This is a genomic window from Photorhabdus sp. RM96S, from assembly GCF_042879335.1.
Classification (GTDB): Bacteria; Pseudomonadota; Gammaproteobacteria; order Enterobacterales; family Enterobacteriaceae; genus Photorhabdus; species Photorhabdus kayaii.
This window is the reverse complement of the sequence record NZ_JBHFKT010000059.1, coordinates 1-16598: the sequence shown is the minus strand read 5'-3', so window position 1 is coordinate 16598 and position 16598 is coordinate 1. Positions and strand designations below refer to the sequence as shown.

General features: G+C 34.7%; 15 protein-coding genes, 1 tRNA gene and 2 pseudogenes. All 18 read left to right on the top strand.

What is annotated here, in order from left to right; genetic code table 11:
- Positions 1–732 precede the first annotated feature (732 nt).
- Positions 733–808, top strand: a tRNA-Thr gene (locus tag ACGF49_RS22780).
- Positions 809–2057: 1249 nt separating this feature from the next.
- Entirely contained in the window at positions 2058–2477 is a 420-nt protein-coding gene (locus ACGF49_RS22775; RefSeq protein WP_036840887.1) for an antiterminator Q family protein, read from the top strand.
- Positions 2478–2698: 221 nt separating this feature from the next.
- Positions 2699–3154, top strand: a complete 456-nt coding sequence (gene tnpA, locus ACGF49_RS22770) for an IS200/IS605-like element ISPlu5 family transposase (protein WP_271859106.1) — start codon at positions 2699–2701, stop codon at positions 3152–3154.
- A 393-nt stretch (positions 3155–3547) separates the two neighbouring features.
- Positions 3548–4318: an SDR family oxidoreductase gene (locus ACGF49_RS22765; RefSeq protein WP_262978548.1), complete on the top strand. Its 771-nt coding sequence runs from the start codon at positions 3548–3550 to the stop codon at positions 4316–4318.
- 1 nt (position 4319) lies between these two features.
- Positions 4320–4706: an acyl carrier protein gene (locus ACGF49_RS22760; protein ID WP_113044310.1), complete on the top strand. Its 387-nt coding sequence runs from the start codon at positions 4320–4322 to the stop codon at positions 4704–4706.
- 9 nt (positions 4707–4715) lie between these two features.
- Positions 4716–5780, top strand: a complete 1065-nt coding sequence (locus tag ACGF49_RS22755) for a hypothetical protein (protein WP_113044309.1) — start codon at positions 4716–4718, stop codon at positions 5778–5780.
- 7 nt (positions 5781–5787) lie between these two features.
- Positions 5788–7083: a beta-ketoacyl-[acyl-carrier-protein] synthase family protein gene (locus ACGF49_RS22750; protein WP_228903161.1), complete on the top strand. Its 1296-nt coding sequence runs from the start codon at positions 5788–5790 to the stop codon at positions 7081–7083.
- A gap of 1 nt (position 7084) precedes the next feature.
- Positions 7085–8500 carry an AMP-binding protein gene (locus ACGF49_RS22745; protein WP_113044307.1) on the top strand — a complete coding sequence of 472 codons (1416 nt, stop codon included), beginning with the start codon at positions 7085–7087 and terminating at the stop codon, positions 8498–8500.
- Complete coding sequence (locus ACGF49_RS22740; RefSeq protein ID WP_262978549.1) at positions 8497–9159, top strand: hypothetical protein; 663 nt, start codon at positions 8497–8499, stop codon at positions 9157–9159. The genes ACGF49_RS22745 and ACGF49_RS22740 overlap by 4 nt, the downstream gene beginning before the upstream one ends.
- Before the next feature lie 220 nt (positions 9160–9379).
- Positions 9380–10045, top strand: coding sequence for a class I SAM-dependent methyltransferase (locus tag ACGF49_RS22735; RefSeq protein ID WP_262978550.1), 666 nt, complete (start codon positions 9380–9382; stop codon positions 10043–10045).
- Position 10046: 1 nt separating this feature from the next.
- Positions 10047–11228: an AMP-binding protein gene (locus tag ACGF49_RS22730; RefSeq protein WP_113044304.1), complete on the top strand. Its 1182-nt coding sequence runs from the start codon at positions 10047–10049 to the stop codon at positions 11226–11228.
- A gap of 3 nt (positions 11229–11231) precedes the next feature.
- Positions 11232–12047 carry a hypothetical protein gene (locus ACGF49_RS22725; protein ID WP_349010668.1) on the top strand — a complete coding sequence of 272 codons (816 nt, stop codon included), beginning with the start codon at positions 11232–11234 and terminating at the stop codon, positions 12045–12047.
- 78 nt (positions 12048–12125) lie between these two features.
- On the top strand, positions 12126–12944 hold the full coding sequence (locus ACGF49_RS22720; protein WP_113044302.1) for a class I SAM-dependent methyltransferase: 819 nt from the start codon (positions 12126–12128) through the stop codon (positions 12942–12944).
- Entirely contained in the window at positions 12934–13995 is a 1062-nt protein-coding gene (locus tag ACGF49_RS22715; protein ID WP_387492921.1) for a citrate/2-methylcitrate synthase, read from the top strand. Before ACGF49_RS22720 ends, ACGF49_RS22715 begins: the two co-directional genes overlap by 11 nt.
- Before the next feature lie 8 nt (positions 13996–14003).
- Positions 14004–14750 (top strand): hypothetical protein, encoded by a 747-nt coding sequence (locus tag ACGF49_RS22710; RefSeq protein ID WP_262978552.1) that lies wholly within the window; start codon positions 14004–14006, stop codon positions 14748–14750.
- Positions 14751–15360: 610 nt separating this feature from the next.
- Positions 15361–15870 (top strand): DUF6622 family protein, encoded by a 510-nt coding sequence (locus tag ACGF49_RS22705; RefSeq protein ID WP_228903045.1) that lies wholly within the window; start codon positions 15361–15363, stop codon positions 15868–15870.
- Between the two features lie 67 nt (positions 15871–15937).
- Positions 15938–16219, top strand: a pseudogene (locus ACGF49_RS22700) (antiterminator Q family protein); the annotation flags it as partial.
- A 316-nt stretch (positions 16220–16535) separates the two neighbouring features.
- A pseudogene (locus ACGF49_RS22695) lies at positions 16536–16598 on the top strand (IS200/IS605 family transposase); the annotation flags it as partial.

The following is a 16598-nucleotide window of genomic DNA, read 5'->3' as shown; positions in this document are numbered from 1 at the left end:
TTCACAACGGTTAAATGTTCAATCAGGGTCTGGTTCGGATTCATGGGCGAGTATTAAAAAGAAAAATAAGGAGAATGAGATCATATAATTACGGTTCATTCAAGGGGGGGGGGTAAAAAAGTATGCTCGCGCCCTGGCGCATACCTGATTTAGTTTTTTTGATTTGCATCTAATTTAAATATCATATTGCATTTATAGCAGTCAACTATTTCCGGATGGTAATAAATTAAAGCTAAGTAGAAAGATTGCTGTTTGGTTAGGGATAGAAAATCTGCTATAGCTCGCCTTTGGCGTGTTAGAAAGAAGCCTAATTGGGTACTGGCATAGTTTCCTATCCACTTTTTGAAAACTTGTTTTGTTGCCTTTTTTGAATATTTGCTTTTTAACATGCTAACAAACCTTCATATAATTTGGCGATTTTGAATGTCCTGTCTTCCATTGCTGTCAGACAATAAGGCTGCTTTATGACCAGTGGCTATCTTCTGATAGGTGACAAATTGTAATAAAGCATTTCTTTGTTATTTCTGATTTGTCAGAAGTGATGCGTTTTTTGATGCCGAGAATACGCGGCAGTAGCTTTGCCAAAGTGCCTTGAGATAGTTGTATGTCGTTGAATAGTCCACTAATGATAGGGTTTTGGCGGTGTTTTTACATAATTTATTATTTATGCTTGATTGTTTGCATCAGATTGTCATATACTGCGCTCGTTTTCAGGGGCTGCCCCTGAAATACGCCGGCTTAGCTCAGTTGGTAGAGCAACTGACTTGTAATCAGTAGGTCACCAGTTCGACTCCGGTAGCCGGCACCAAATCAAATGAGAAGCCGCCATATTTTTAGAAGATGGCGGCTTTTTTCATGCCTGTCGCACAGAAATACTGTTTATATATCCAGGCTATATATCCAAAAAACCCCGCTGTTTTTCGTTAAAATTTCTTGTTAAAACGAGTATTAAATTAAAGGTATAGATACCTGCATAAAATTAACAGTTCATCAGATTGAAACAGATAAACCCGAAATAAAATAAATACAAACTTTCAGGTGATACGGGTTTATTTATGCTTGTCAAAGTTAACAGAGAAAAATATTAGTGTTTGTGATGTCAGTCTTTCAGGCGTAAGAAAATGTTTGCTATGGCGTGTATTTATCTATTAGTCTGATGAGCGTCGGGAAAAAAAGAGATGAGGCATGGCAGAGATAGCGGAAGGTATTGATATTGTAAAAACGTATTAGATAAAAGTAGCTTTAGACTAGAAAAATATTTTCTGCGAACTGTCTTATTGAATAGTGTGAGTTAAAAAACTCGTTGGTCAAAGACAGATATATTTGATAGCGTTAAAACTTTTCGCATGGATATTTACCCGATAATTGGTAATTTGCTGTTGTCAACATTAGTCCTATTTATGCCTTAAATACTTTGTTTAATCTGGTTAAGATATTTGAAGCACTGTTGGTTAAATCCCGTATTTACGCTGGTTTGTCGTTTATTGCCATACCAACAGTATGATTTCTGTATCGTTGATTTCGGTGTAGAAACTTGCATTTTACGACTGATTTTAAAGCCGATCCAGAATGTTTTTTACACTTTAATATCTGTGAAATAAAAAATTTGTGCTATTTTTTATTTAATGTATTTTTTTATCTTATAATAAAAGGAGCTGGTATGTTGTTTGAAGATTTTCGAAAAGTAGTAAAAAATATTCTTGTTATTTTAGGTTCTGAGTGTTTTCAGAGAAGATATATTAGAGGATTAAGAGAAGCTTATAAAGTTAAATAAGAAATATTTAGATGAGGAAGAAAACACCTTGTAACCATTTGGATTAACAACGATGCTCTGAGTTTACCTCTAAAGTTAAGCCTGGTCGGAATAGAGGGTGTTTAGTATTTTCATTTAATAGACTCAGTAAGAGGATGTATTTAAACGATGTGGTTAAGCAGCAAAGAAACACAGAAATAGAGAATGAGAAATTTGTTATAATACCGAATGCATGGATGCATGAGACCATTCCGAAAATAATTTTTACTACTATTTGTTACTAAAAGTTAAAAGGTCAAAATGTATGCGCAATATTCAACAAGTTTTAGAGCGTTGGGGCGGTTGGGTTGATGATGACACAGGTGTCAATTGGCCACCAATCGCTGCTGGATTTAAAGGTTTGATTACGTCAACTCGTCCATTGCGTCCTTCCTGCTGTGATAACGACGGCTTGATCATTGATGCCTGTATAGCAAAGCTGCAAACGGTAGATAAGTCTGAAGAAATTGAAGTTTTATTTATGTACTACGCTTTAGGGCTTTCCAAACGGTCCATAGCGCGTTTACTTGAAGTATCGGATATTGAAGTGCGTTCCCGGTTACAAAAGGGAGAAAGTTTTGTACAGGGATGTCTGGCTATGCTCGATATTAAGTTAGAAATGGATGATGAAATACGAGAGCACAAAAAGCTTACGCGTACGCAAAAAGCTATGGTAGTGTACTAATCAGTTAAAGTTGCGAATAAGCGCTAAAGCTAATAAGCCCCGATATTCTTATCGGGGCTTATTTCATTATGGCTTTAGCCAGTTTAAGTAGCGTCAGCTTCTTAAACATAAAACCACCCGCTATGCGGGTGGAAATCAAGGGTTATACCAAGAAAAACACCTTTCCGTTACGATATAGATGTTCAAGCTAATATACGTAACTCAAATAAGGAAAGGTGTTTATGGGAATTAAAGCACAAAGCTCAGCACATACAAAGTGGCTGTGCAAATACCACATCGTCTTTTCGCCGAAATACAGACGAAAAGTCATTTTTACCCGTATCCGTTCGAGTATAGGTGAGATTTTACGAGACCTTTGTCAGTATAAAGGAGTAGAAATCATCGAAGGGCATCTCATGCCAGATCACGTCCATATCCTGGTGAGTATCCCACCTAAAATAAGTGTTTCAAGTTTTATGGGATATCTAAAAGGTAAAAGCGCATTGATGATATTCGATAGGCACGCCAATTTAAAATACAAGTTTGGCAACAGGAAGTTTTGGTCAGAAGGATACTACGTGAGTACGGTAGGGCTAAATGAAGCCACAATCCGAAAATACATCAGAGAGCAAGAAAAGTCAGATTTAATGCAGGATAAGTTAAGTACACGAGAGCATGAAGACCCCTTCAAGGGGTAAGCCAAAGAAGCAAAGACACTTATCTTGAACGAAGAGAAAGGGCGTCATTTAGGCGCAGTCGGTAATATGCCCTTATAGGGCTAGAGCAAACCACCCGCTATGCGGGTGGTTATGATTCGGCTCTTGCAGCATCTGCTATTACGTACCGATAGAAGTGAAAATCTAAATAATAATTGTAGAGGTCGCATTTTGTGGTTCTGTCACATTAGTGGAACTCACCTGATGTTTCGCTAATGCGACAGAACCATCTAAAGTAATTACTCATAAAAATGATAACATAAGAATAATAATATAAAAGTCAACCAATGTGATTGATAAAGAAAAATGTAACTGATTATGGGAAATAACGTTCCGATAAAGTAAATTACTATTCTATTTTGATGGGATTTTATTATGAAATTTATTGTTGATAGTGAATTGAAATTAACAAATAAACGTTCGGCACTAATTTTGGCTGGCACTTCAGAAATAGGGGAGGCGGTAATTAATGATCTAATTAAACAAGGTTATGATATTATGTTTACTTGGTGGAAAGGAGACGAAAAAGTAAAAAATATAGAAGAAAAATATGGTGATCGCGTAAAGCCAGTACAACTTAATTTAATGAACGAAGAACGAGTCACTGAATTCTGTCAACTTATTGAGAGCGAAAAAATTAATGTAACAATTTATTGTGCAGGGATTAACCCAGCTAAACTGTGTGATGATTTAGATCCAGATACTATAAAAAACATCACCTGGATAAATTTTATTTCTGCTACACTTATTTTTAATGTTATTGCTAAAAACATGAAATTATACAAAGAATCAGAAGCAAAATTTATTTATATTAGTTCCGTGGCTGCTCACAAGACAAATATTGGTAATAGTGTCTATGGAGCAACAAAAATGGCTATGGAGCGATATATGTCGAATATAGCATTAGAGTTTGCAAGATTTAACATACGAACTTTATGCCTTAGCCCCGGTTATATAAAAACACATATGTTGAAAGAATATTGTGATAAAAAAGGTATCACTTTACGTGACATTGAAAAAAACATCCCCACCCGTCAACTACTTTTACCACAAGACATTGTTAATACTATAAACTCTTTTATTAATAACCAAATAACTACTACAGGTATCACGTTAACATTAGGAAACGGTGAGAGGTTAATATAATATGTATATTTCTGTGATAGAAAAAGTATTCAAAGACGTTATGTACATTAGTGAAGATACAAAAATAGATGTAAATAAGTCATTGTTCTTAGATTATGATATGACATCTATCGATTTTATTGATTTTTCTTTTGAGTTGAAGAAAAATCTTAATATTGACATTACCCCTGATACCTTATGGCCTATAAATAAAATGGCTACACTGGAAGAAAACTATTCATTTAAAGATAAAAAATGGACATCCGAAGGGATTTCCCATCTAAACAGACAACTAAAATTTTCCAATAAGGCTGTAATTAATGATTTTGAAATAGAGTTTAAAGAATTATACAAATACTTCACTATTTATTATATAAATCAAAAATTAGTTCATTCTCTACAAAACTAGGAATAAAATATGAGAAGATCATATATTAAAAATTATGGTGTTTATCATCAGTATGCTAAAAGTAGTACAGATTTACTTTCATTAATGACCTATAAATCTAAAACGGCTAGAAATTTTCCATTAGTAAATATTTATTCTGAATCTAAAATTTCTATCAGTGATCCTACATTGATTAAACGAGAAGATCGGGCTGTATTAAATACTATATCTAAATTATCAATCAATGCATTAGCTGATCTGGGGAAAAAAACCAATCTTAAATTTTTATCAAAAGCAAGACTTTACTCAGCTTGTGATAGTGAGGAACATAATTTGAATACGTTGAAAGAGGTTGTTCATAAAGGGGCTGATGATTTTTGGAAAAATCTATCTTATTTTAATAAGTTAGATAACCCATTGGAAATGCTTCGCTTATTGCCGACTAATCCTCTTTATCATATTTCCAAGATACTCTCTAATCATGAAGAGGGAATTCCTTTGCGTTCCGCATCATTAAGTGGCATGAGTGCTTTAAAAATGGCCAAAGAAGACATTATTCATAATGATGTTAAGCAAGGAGTATTAATTATAAATAGCGCAAATATGTTAAGTTCTGATATCTTAACCGTGTTTGGTAAATTTGGTGAAATTCGTGAAAATACGTCAATGAACTCAGGTATTATTCCTAGCTGGGGTAGTGTTATTCTCCATTTGGATCATGATCCGCATGAAGCACTAGCTGAAATAATTTCCATTATTATTCATTATGCCCCGAAAGTAAAATACACACATGAAGATTGGAAAAATATTTTTATCGAACAAAAAAAGAAACACGGTACTCCCGATATAATAATCAGTTATGATAATGGGATTTTAGAACAAAAAGAAGCTGAGTATAATTCAATAGAAAAGATATTTCCAGATGCAAAAGTTATGAATTACAAGTTAATTACAGGTTATACTGGTAGGCTAAACAATATCCTTGATATTCTATGTTGCCTGAATGACCCGGAAATTCCTAATGGCTGTAGATTATTGTTAAATGGCACAGGAATAAATTACGGTTTGGGATGTGTTTTTTTAACTAAAAAGTGACGTGAAAATGGATAAAAATCTACCTTTCGACCCGTTGTGTATTAGTTTATATAGTGCAATCACTCCACTCGGTAATAAATTGGAAGATATATATTTAAATTTGAAAAATAATATCAGTGGAGTTAAGCCTATTAAAAAATTTGACCATCACTCTCTGAGTTCATCTTATGCTGGCATACCCGATGAAGGGAATGAATTACTTCAGTGGCCAAAGAAAAAACATTTCCGTAATGGTGAGCTTTTCTATGCAGAAAAAGCAGCTATTGAACTTTCCCGTCAGATAAGGTTAATGGATTATTATTCATCCAATGAAATAGGTTGTATAATTGGCACAGATGAACCTGCTATGGATATAGATCAGTGTATTGAATTTACTAAAAAACTACCACTGAATGCCACTAGAGAAAATCGTATCAAAGCATCAATTGAACATTTTAAAGTCAGAGAATTATTCGACCTAGAATGCGGTGCCATTCTTAAATCTATTCATAATATTATTCCGTACACTGGCACCAGTTTTGCTCATCTTGGACTTTGTTCAGCTTCAACGCAAAGTATTGGATTGGCTATGCGTGCTATCCAGAGAGGCCAGATAAAGGCGGCTATCACAGGAGGGGTTTCTGCTAAGGTTACTCCATTAAATGTGGCACGCTTAGAAGGGATGGGGGTCATTACGACTGATAATCGTTATACGGGTTCACAACTGTCACGTCCCTTTGATCGCAATCGTAGTGGTTTTGTATTAGCAGAAGGTGCAGTTTTATTTGTTATTGAAAAAGAATCAGCCGTTCGAGCACGCCAAGGAATATCACTGGTGCGGTTACTGGGATATGGCAGTTCCTTGTGCGCTGAAAATATAGTGGCTCCACACCATGATGAACTAGAAATGAGGCTTTCGATGGAAAGGGCACTGAAAGATGCGAAGATTGCTAAGAGTCATATCGATTTTGTTAGTGCTCACGGTACATCAACGGTACAAAATGATCTTCATGAATCCCGGGCTATTTCCAGAGTATTTGGTGAACATCAGCCGGCAATTATTGCAACCAAATCAAATCATGGTCATCTGATCGCGACAGCTGGAGCTATGGAAATACTTACTGTTATTGTAGCATTTCAGCATAATTTCTTACCCGGTATTTTAAACCTTGATGAACCAGATTCCCAATTGCCGGAACATATCTCGCTAGTTAGACAACATACTTATATGCCTTTGCATTATGCGATAAAAAATTCATTTGGTATGGGTGGTAGTGCAGCCAGCTTAGTACTCGGCAACCCTAACATTATTGAGAATAATTGATATGTTAACTATCGTATCTTTATTACAGAACAATTGGCGCGTTAAAGTTAAAAATGAAAGTTATAATGGTGCCGATTTTACGGCAATGGTGCAAAGTGGTATCACACAGATCTTCATTCACTCTGCTCATTATAAGACTAATCGAGAAGCGCTATTCGTTTTTCTAATCAGAAACAACTTAGAAGGAATGCTCTATTATTTCCTTGCTTCTGCACTTAAACTAAAAGCGATGATTGTGAATATCCGTGATATCACCACAGTCCAAATGTTGGTAAAAGAGGATAATATTGCTGCTTACGTAATGAATCCAGCATGTCAAGCAAGAATCCCTATAAATAAGAAGATTGTCCTTACTTCTCATTGTTCTGGTTCAAATTATATCAGATCTACATACGATTTTACTCCGTTTCCATATGCCTATTTTTACTTTATGACTTCTGGGACAACCGGTAAGCCCAAGCTGATGCAATACAAGGAAATTAGACTTACCGAGAATGCTGAAAAAGTCCGGTGTTATCTGAAGATAACTTCTGACAATAATACCCTGTGTATTTTTCCTGTACAGTATATGTATGGGCTATCTACTATGTTAAGCACTCTAATTTCAGAAGGAGGATTAATATTCGAACACTATCGATTGAGCAGTATTAATGAGATAATCCATTTTTATTCTATCAATACCCTGCCCTTGATTGGTGATTTGATGCTTCCACTAAGTAAAGTACTAACTGAAAGCCGTACACGGTTAGCAACTGTTCTAAATGCATCAGATTGTTTACTTACCTTTCAAGCGACACAAATAATGAATTGTTGTGATGTATTATGGAACAATTTTGGTCAGACTGAATCTGGTCCTCGTTTATTTTGCCATAAATTTGAAACGACCAGTGATATCGAAAAAAGAAGCCGTAATAGCGTGGTCGCTCCAGGTTTTGTTATATCTGACGAAATTCAAATTCAATTGAAAAAAAACACTGATTTTACAACTGGCTTTAGTCAAATGTACTATCAAACACCATATTCTGCCGATGGGTATGTCGATAGTAACCTGACTCTCTTACATAATGATGGATGGTTTAACTCTGGTGATCTCTTCGAAAAAGATAGTGACGATTGTTATTATTGGATTTCACGTACTGTGAACGAGTTTAAAATTAATGGAAAATTTTTCCCTGAAAAAGAAATATCTAATCAAATTATGCAGGAACTTGGTTACGTCCGTCACTACTTTAGCAAAAACTCTGAAGGTTTCATTGAGATAAATATCGAATCAACTGTGGAAAAAGAAATGGTTAGTAATATAAAGAATTTGCTATTACAGTCTTGGCACCGTTACGACTTTATAGTAAATACTATCCCCTTTATTCCTACAACTAATACAGGTAAAATAAAATTCATATCATCGGGGGTAAAATGATAAGGGTTTTTATTAATTTAAAATCAAATCTGTTTCTTTGCTTGTTTTCATATACTGAAAATACTTTGCTAAATGAAAAAAAACATTACCCTATAAAGTTACCTTCTTTTATGAGCCAAGCCAGTAATACTATACGCCAACGAGAATTTGCTAAGCAATATAGTTTAATCTTATTAAAAGAGCTTTTTAGTACTGATTATGCTGCTGTTAACAGCTATTACAGTGTCAGTCATGGTAAGCAGCTTACTGCACTGCTCTTAAGTCATATACCGGAAGTTGGCTATATTGGTGTTGATATTGAGTATCTTTATTATCATAGAAAAGTACGCCATTTTATGATTGATTATCTACGAAAATATGAGAGTTATTTAAACCCAAATACAGATAAAATTTACTTATCAACAGTTGTTTTTTGCTGTATGGAAAGTATCTATAAAGCATTATTTTATTTTCAGCCATTTACCTTTAATATTGACGATTATGTGTTGGAAAAATTCGATGATCAACTGTGCACATTTATTTATGTTGGGAGTGAAATTAAACTTAAAATTCCAAAAATACACTGTACTTATTACGAGATTGATGGTTCAATAATTGCGGTTACGTTAATGAATGACTCTCTTGTTTCTGTCTTAGATGATAGTAATTCGTTAGTGTAACAATAGTATCTACATAAGCGCCCTAATGTTTTCGAAAAATTATTTATTTTCAGATATTGAAATATAAAAGTATTTAAATTAAAAAATAAATTAAATATGCGTCATGTGGTAAGTCATGTTTATAGGTAAAACCTAATTTCAATCACATAGACAAACATCACAATAATGCATTAGATTAGGTGATTTTATTTTCTATTCATACACTATAAGGACATGAATAATGAAAGATTTATTTGTTGCTTTAACTCCTGAGCAATACGAAAATTTTGCAATTGTAGGAACTTCAATATGGAACTTCTATCTTAGAAAACGCCTTCTTGAAGAGATGGCAACTATCACCTCAGAAAAAAATAGTTTATTGGATGTGGGCATGGGGACAGGCCATATGCTTTTTAATTTATTAGATGCTCCAGAACTTATCCATTACCACTTAAACGGAATTGATCTTGATTTACGTATGGTTACTTTCTGTAGGGAGAAAATAAAAAAACACGCGTTACAATCGAAAATAACCGTGTATGAAGGTAGTGCCAGTGCATTACCATTTAATGAACAGATATTCTCATTAGTTTATGGAAGGTCAATTATTCATCATTGGTCAGAACCCCAAAAAGGTTTACAGGAAATATGTCGTGTATTGGATAAAGGTGGGATTGCCATTATTCATGAACCATTGGCTGATGCAGATGAAAAAGCCATTAAGTTATTTAACGAAGAGCGAGAAAAATGTGGTGTTCCCAATATGAGTATCGATGAGAAATATATGTTAGAACAAATTCAGTCACTACTATCCTCATGCCAGATGAAAAACATTGAATACCATGTGAAAAAAGGAACCGGGATAGGTGCTTTAGGTTGTGAAATTCTTATAAAAAAGAAGGTGTAATATGAAAAATTATGACAATTCACAACTATTCCAGAGTGAACGGGAACGTCTGGCAACAATAACACAACTCTATTTTTCTGATTATCAAGAATTTTGCAGTATAGTGCCTGTAAACAAGCAAATACTTTTACCTGTGAATACACCGATAGAAGCGGCTTCTTTTCCTGCCTTGATAGGCACAACCAGCGGAACCACAGGAACAATGAAGGCTGTACGGACTGCTTTCAAAGTGAGTAAAAATTCAGCTTCCAATAGTGAACATAATCTTATTGTCAGGCTAAAAAAACAACAAGTTTTTACTTGCCAGGACGTAGTAGGTAATCTGTTTACGATTAATTTGTTCTCATCATTACACTACTCTGCCTGTGAAATAGCAAAATACTGTCATGCCAATGTAATTCCAATCGGAGATATTAGACTCTTAGATAAAAAACATTTTCATTTTCTCGTAGAAGTTGGTCTTTCCGTATTATTTGGTGTGCCTGCCTCAATTATTCAATTTATTGAGGCAATGAAGTATTTTGATATTTCATTATCAATAAAAAAGATAGTTTTCACTGGTGAATCCCTTCGAAAAGACCAGGAAAAATATATTCTGGATATATTAGGGAATGATTTAAAAATTATTGGACTGTATGGGTTGTCTGAGTGTGGTTTTCTGGGACTTTCTACTGAGAATCATGATCAATATATTCTCTTTAAAGAGGACTTCTTTTTTGAATATGATAATAAGTTTGGGTTGTTAGTTACTTCATTGGATCACACAGCGTCATATCGTTTGATCCGATACCCTACTGGTGATAATGCAAAAATCAGTTATAGAAACGAGAATCTGCTCTTAACTGATATCAGACGTCATATAGATGAATTTAACTTCATGGGGAATGTTGTTAATTGTAAAAAAATAACACGCCTTATTGTCAATAAATTACCCGATGCTAAAATACAAATTGAATTATCTTCTGATAATAAGGGTAAAGAATGTCTCATGATAAAAGTTTTGTCTAAAGAAAATGATAAAGTTGATTTAGATAGCCTAGAAGAAGAAATACGAAATATACCAGAGTTAGCTGAAGTTTATAGTAGAAAGCGAGGAAATGTTTGTTTAATTAAAACAGACTATAACGACTTTTCTCTATCTCCACGAGGAAAGCATTTGTTAATCATAGATAATCGGAGTTAAATCATGTTTGATGATATAATAAATAAGATAAATGAAGCAATAAATTATCCAATAGAGAAATACTCGTTATCACCAAAATTTAATGAGCTTACCACAAAAATACGTGATGACCTTCTAGATGTAAAAAAGTATGACCCTAGTCAATATAATAGATTTTGTGAAATTCAGTCACAGCTGCTGTCAGTTTTAGATAATAAAGCACTAGCATATAGTAAAAATTGGGAAATGATGATTGCTGACTATATGACTGGGACGTTGCCATTCTCTGGAGATGAAGCTTCAGCCGTAGATAAAATGAAAAATTACTATATTGAGCGTAACCGTTCATTATATTTTGATGAGAAAGACTTATTGAAGAATGTTCTTTCCCACCCTAAATATGTCTGTCATGTTGGATGCGGACCAATGCCTTCATCAGTTCTAATGTGGTTGAAATATACTGATGCACACATAACAGCAATTGACCATGACAAATATTCTGTTGAGTCAGCCCGTGCGGTATTTGAAACCTGGAGACGGCCTAAACAAATCTCTGCTGACCGAGCAACATTTGTTGCCACAAAAGGAGAAAATTTCAATTATGCGGGTATGGATCTGATTATCATTTCCAGGGCTATCTTAAACAAAGAAGGCGTTTTTTCTGCCATTCTTAATTCAGATAAGGATACAGTGAGCATCATTGAAAGGACACCTAGGTACTTTTATAGCTTAGAATTCTGCCGTCCGAAAGGTTTTGAACGTTATCAGTTAGCGACTAAAGAACGTTACGATACGAACCTTAATTTGTATAAATTTTCCTCATGGAGTGGGGAGGGATAACACAAATTAGGCAGGAAAGCTTTCCCCTTTTATTAAGGGGAAAGCCTATTTTAATAATAGACAAAAGGATATTAAATTATGTTAAATGACATAATAGATAAAATAAATCAGGCAATAGGTTACCCTATAAAAAAACAATCTGGATTACTACCAGAGTTTGATCTTATAGTAAAACAAATACGTGATGATCTTTTGTTTGTTAAAAGAAATCATCCTGATTTATATCATAAATTTAGCCATAATCAGGAGCAATTACTTTCAAAATTGGATAATAAAATTATTCTCGATGAGAAAAATCATGAAACAATTATTGCCAGTTTTATGTGTGGAAAAAAAACACTAACCGGGAATGAAGTATCTACTTTAAGTGAAAATCTAAAATTCTATACTGAGCATTATCGCTCATTATATTTCGACGAAAGAGAATTATTAGAACAATCACCTAAGCATATATGTCATATTGGCTGTGGCCCCATGCCTGCATCGATTCTGATGTGGATGAAATATACAAATGCCAAGGTCACTGCAATTGATTACGACAAAGATGCTATTGAGTCAGCTCGGGAAGTATTTGAAAACTGGCGGCACCATAAAGGAGTGGCTGTTGAACGAGCAACGTTTATCACTGAAGCTGGAGAGAATTTTAACTATGCTGGCATTGATCTGATTCTGCTCTCATCGTCTATCGTAAACAAAGGAAACGTTTATGCTGCCATTCTCAATTCAGCTATTGATATTGTAAATGTAATCGAGCGAATCCCTCATTTTCTTTATCACTCTCAATTTAGAGGTTCAACAAGTTTTGAACACTATTTGTTTGCTACCAAAGAGCGCAACGACATGAATTTGAGACTTTATCGGTTTCCTGCACTCAATGGAGAACAACATGGAAAATAACTCAATTGATTACTATGACATTGAAAAAAACATTCTATATATTCGCCAGAAAAACATTTTAACCTTAGCGAAAAATTATCACTACTTACAAAATACTTGGTTTTCTCTAAGCGGTGATACTTTATCACTTGAAGAAATGGATAGTCTGGTAATGAAAGCCAGCACAGTATTACAAAACAGTGCGTGTGTAGTAAGGATTCAAAAAATGCACCAATTGTTACCCTGCAACCAAGAATTATCTTCCTTACAGCGCTTCATCATACTACTAATGCAAGTAGAAATAGATCAGTCTTTTCTTACCGAACAATCAATTACAGAAGATCAATCTGATTTGATGGTAATACTGTTGTTACCGTGGCTAACTGAACTTGCAAGACGCAAAGAGTACACCCCTCCTCTTCCACAACTAACAAATTGCCGCGCATTTAGTCAATGGTTTCTGACGTCACTTAGTGATTGTACTGATAATACTATTGATAGCAGTTTTATGATGTCGCTGTTATTAGGTGGATTCGGTATAGTTACACCAACCACCGCGACAGTAAGATTTATTGCCAGTACTAAAAACAGTGTTAATTATGCCTTAATAGGGGCTTTATGTGCAGCCGGTCCGTCACATTTAGGTGCTTGTCAACTCGTTACGAAAAAACTTAACGCTTTATCTTCTCGTTTAAAACGAGGGAATATCAAGAGTGCCATGCATAACTATTGTGCCACTAAACCCTATCCGGGCTTCGGCCATCCAGTTATGCCACGAGATACGCGTGTTGATGCATTTTTTTCTCAATATAATGATATATTTACTCCTTATAAAATACTCGCTAATACCATTACCTCTTATTGTGGATTAAACGCTAATGTAGATTATTTATTAGGCTGTGTACTCAGTCAGAGACAGGTTGATCCCTATATTGCCGTACTTGCTTTCTTTGTTTGTCGAGCACCTATCCTATTGAGTCATTATAGACAACGTTTCAATGCACATGCATTTGGTATGAGTTCGAAGGAATTGCGTGAAAAATACAAAGAACTTCCGAAACACTGGTTATAAGGTGCAACATGGAAACACAATTTCTTGCAATATGCTTACCTTTGAGTATTGAACCAAAGAGAGACATGGCAACCAGTGTTGCACTACTTTCAAGTTGGCAAGGGCATCAAAATCACAGTGCCATTAGTCTGTTGATTGAAGCCTTAAATCAGTTTGCGGTTCGTTATGTATCCTCACAGTTTTCAGCTAAAATGCAGCAGCGTTTTCTTCCTGTTATGATTGAACATTTTTCCTGTAAGGTGGCATCATGTGGCAATAAGATGATCGTGGAAGGGGGACTTGAGCGAATCTATAACACTTTCCGTGTTAACTGCCGAGTTTATAGTGGAGGATCTAGAGAAAAAATTGTTGCGCAAGCCAGCATTATCGTCAGTGAAGTAGAATTATCAAAGACGCCTTTCGCTGAGATTTCCATTGAAAACTCTGCTATTTCCCTATGGGAAGTCTGGCCTATCAGCAACCACTGTTATGGTTTCCATTTGAATTCAGGTCATTATTTGTTTCAAGAACATTTTCCGAGACAACCTGTTTGCCCCGGCTCATTACTTATAGATCTTGTTTTCTCTCTGTGTAAAAGGAATGAAAGTAAGACTGATATCATTAAATTACACAAAGTCAAATTCCTGAAAGCGGTAAGACCTGATCATAATTATACAGTATCACTCAAAACTGATAGTGAAGGAATGTTAGGTAATTTTTTTATCTGTGATGAAAATGGTGAACGTCATACTAATGGCAGTTTTTCCTTCTTGTAGGCACTGCCATGAATAATTTGTTAAAATTTTTTATCTCTCTGATTCTCTGGAATCTCTATTCTTATATGATGTTTACTTCATTAAACATAGAAACAAAATTTACAATTTGGGGTTTGCTTTTAGCCTTTCTAATCGTAATTAATCGTCATCTTATTTCATCGTATGAACCGATAACTTTATGAGATTTATCAAATTTTATATTTATTTTTATTAGCGATTGTTTCGATTGGATTTCATTAATTTCTGACTATCCTGCAAGTTTCTGTTACACAATTTTATCTATTATTGCTATAGCCAATTTAATCATAAAAAAGCTATTCACGATTGCATAGTCGTGAGATTCGCTTTCAGAAGATAAGTTCAATCATGTTGTTTTTTATAAAATTTATAAAATATAACATTAATATGGCTTTTTGTTCTTGTAATAAATGGGATCATAGGTTACATTTTTACATCAAAGTAGCATTCCCGCTTACTATCTTTAAGCACTATTGTTTTCACCATGCTTGTATCTAAATATTTACCCTAAATAATGAGGGATTATTACAGAAAGAAAGCAAAATCACCTTAATGATAAACTTCTCATACAAAAAAACTAATGAGTGACAACATGCCACAATACATCACTATTATAAAAGACACACCTATATGGGTCTGGATTCTGCTTGTATTTCTTGTCATAAGAGGCATTAAAGCTCTTTCAGACCGTGAAATGAGTATAGGGCGCATTTTCTTGCTGCCTACCGTATTTTTAGTTTGGGGAATACATAGTGTTCTCACGGAAACCTACTTCTCAAATTTATCACTGGTGATGATGGGAATCGGTCTGATTTTCGGTACTACTATTGGTTGGATACTATGGAGATCACAACCACGATTAAGAAAAAAAACTAACAGCAACTTAATTATTCGCCCAGGTACGCCTTTGATATTGATAGTGATCATGATTACTTTTGTAAGTAAGTTTCTTATGATGGCTTTATTGAATATTTACCCAATATTGCTACACTCATTACATTATAATTTATTCTTCGGGTTATTGAGCGGCATTCTTGATGGTATTTTTTGGGGAGGAACACTGAATCTTTTTATTTCATGGTGTAAGAATAAGAGTTCATAACCAAGATCAATATTACTTCTCGTTAGGTTATTTTTTTGGTTAGCGTACGTAAGAAAACTGCTGTGATAACGACGGCTTGATCATTGATGCTTGTATAGCAAAGCTGCAAACGGTAGATAAGTCTGAAGAAATTGAAGTTTTATTTATGTACTACGCTTTAGGGCTTTCCAAACGGTCTATAGCGCGTTTACTTGAAGTATCGGATATTGAAGTGCGTTCCCGGTTACAAAAGGGAGAAAGTTTTGTACAGGGATGTCTGGCTATGCTCGATATTAAGTTAGAAATGGATGATGAAATACGAGAGCACAAAAAGCTTACGCGTACGCAAAAAGCTATGGTAGTGTACTAATCAGTTAAAGTTGCGAATAAGCGCTAAAGCTAATAAGCCCCAATATTCTTATCGGGGCTTATTTCATTTGGCTCTTGCAGCATCTGCTATTACGTACCGATAGAAATGAAAATTTAAATAACAATTGTAAAGGCCGCACTTTGTTGCGGCCTTTTTCGTATTTATGGCTTTAGCCAGTTTAAGTAGCGTCAGCTGCTTAAACATAAAACCACCCGCTATGCGGGTGGAGACCCGAGGTTATACCAAGAAAAACACCTTTCCGTTACGCTATAGATGTTCAAGCTAATATACGTAACTGAAATAAGGAAAGGTGTTTATGGGGATTAAAGCACAAAGCTCAGCACATACAAAGTGGCTGTGCAAATACCATATCGTTTTT

Excerpts from the sequence above, each read along its gene's own strand:
- ACGF49_RS22775 (WP_036840887.1), top strand. The coding sequence starts at position 2,058 with ATGCGCAATATTCAACAAGTTTTAGAGCGTTGGGGCGGTTGGGTTGAT.
- tnpA (WP_271859106.1), top strand. The coding sequence starts at position 2,699 with ATGGGAATTAAAGCACAAAGCTCAGCACATACAAAGTGGCTGTGCAAA.
- ACGF49_RS22765 (WP_262978548.1), top strand. The coding sequence starts at position 3,548 with ATGAAATTTATTGTTGATAGTGAATTGAAATTAACAAATAAACGTTCG.
- ACGF49_RS22760 (WP_113044310.1), top strand. The coding sequence starts at position 4,320 with ATGTATATTTCTGTGATAGAAAAAGTATTCAAAGACGTTATGTACATT.
- ACGF49_RS22755 (WP_113044309.1), top strand. The coding sequence starts at position 4,716 with ATGAGAAGATCATATATTAAAAATTATGGTGTTTATCATCAGTATGCT.
- ACGF49_RS22750 (WP_228903161.1), top strand. The coding sequence starts at position 5,788 with ATGGATAAAAATCTACCTTTCGACCCGTTGTGTATTAGTTTATATAGT.
- ACGF49_RS22745 (WP_113044307.1), top strand. The coding sequence starts at position 7,085 with ATGTTAACTATCGTATCTTTATTACAGAACAATTGGCGCGTTAAAGTT.
- ACGF49_RS22740 (WP_262978549.1), top strand. The coding sequence starts at position 8,497 with ATGATAAGGGTTTTTATTAATTTAAAATCAAATCTGTTTCTTTGCTTG.
- ACGF49_RS22735 (WP_262978550.1), top strand. The coding sequence starts at position 9,380 with ATGAAAGATTTATTTGTTGCTTTAACTCCTGAGCAATACGAAAATTTT.
- ACGF49_RS22730 (WP_113044304.1), top strand. The coding sequence starts at position 10,047 with ATGAAAAATTATGACAATTCACAACTATTCCAGAGTGAACGGGAACGT.
- ACGF49_RS22725 (WP_349010668.1), top strand. The coding sequence starts at position 11,232 with ATGTTTGATGATATAATAAATAAGATAAATGAAGCAATAAATTATCCA.
- ACGF49_RS22720 (WP_113044302.1), top strand. The coding sequence starts at position 12,126 with ATGTTAAATGACATAATAGATAAAATAAATCAGGCAATAGGTTACCCT.
- ACGF49_RS22715 (WP_387492921.1), top strand. The coding sequence starts at position 12,934 with ATGGAAAATAACTCAATTGATTACTATGACATTGAAAAAAACATTCTA.
- ACGF49_RS22710 (WP_262978552.1), top strand. The coding sequence starts at position 14,004 with ATGGAAACACAATTTCTTGCAATATGCTTACCTTTGAGTATTGAACCA.
- ACGF49_RS22705 (WP_228903045.1), top strand. The coding sequence starts at position 15,361 with ATGCCACAATACATCACTATTATAAAAGACACACCTATATGGGTCTGG.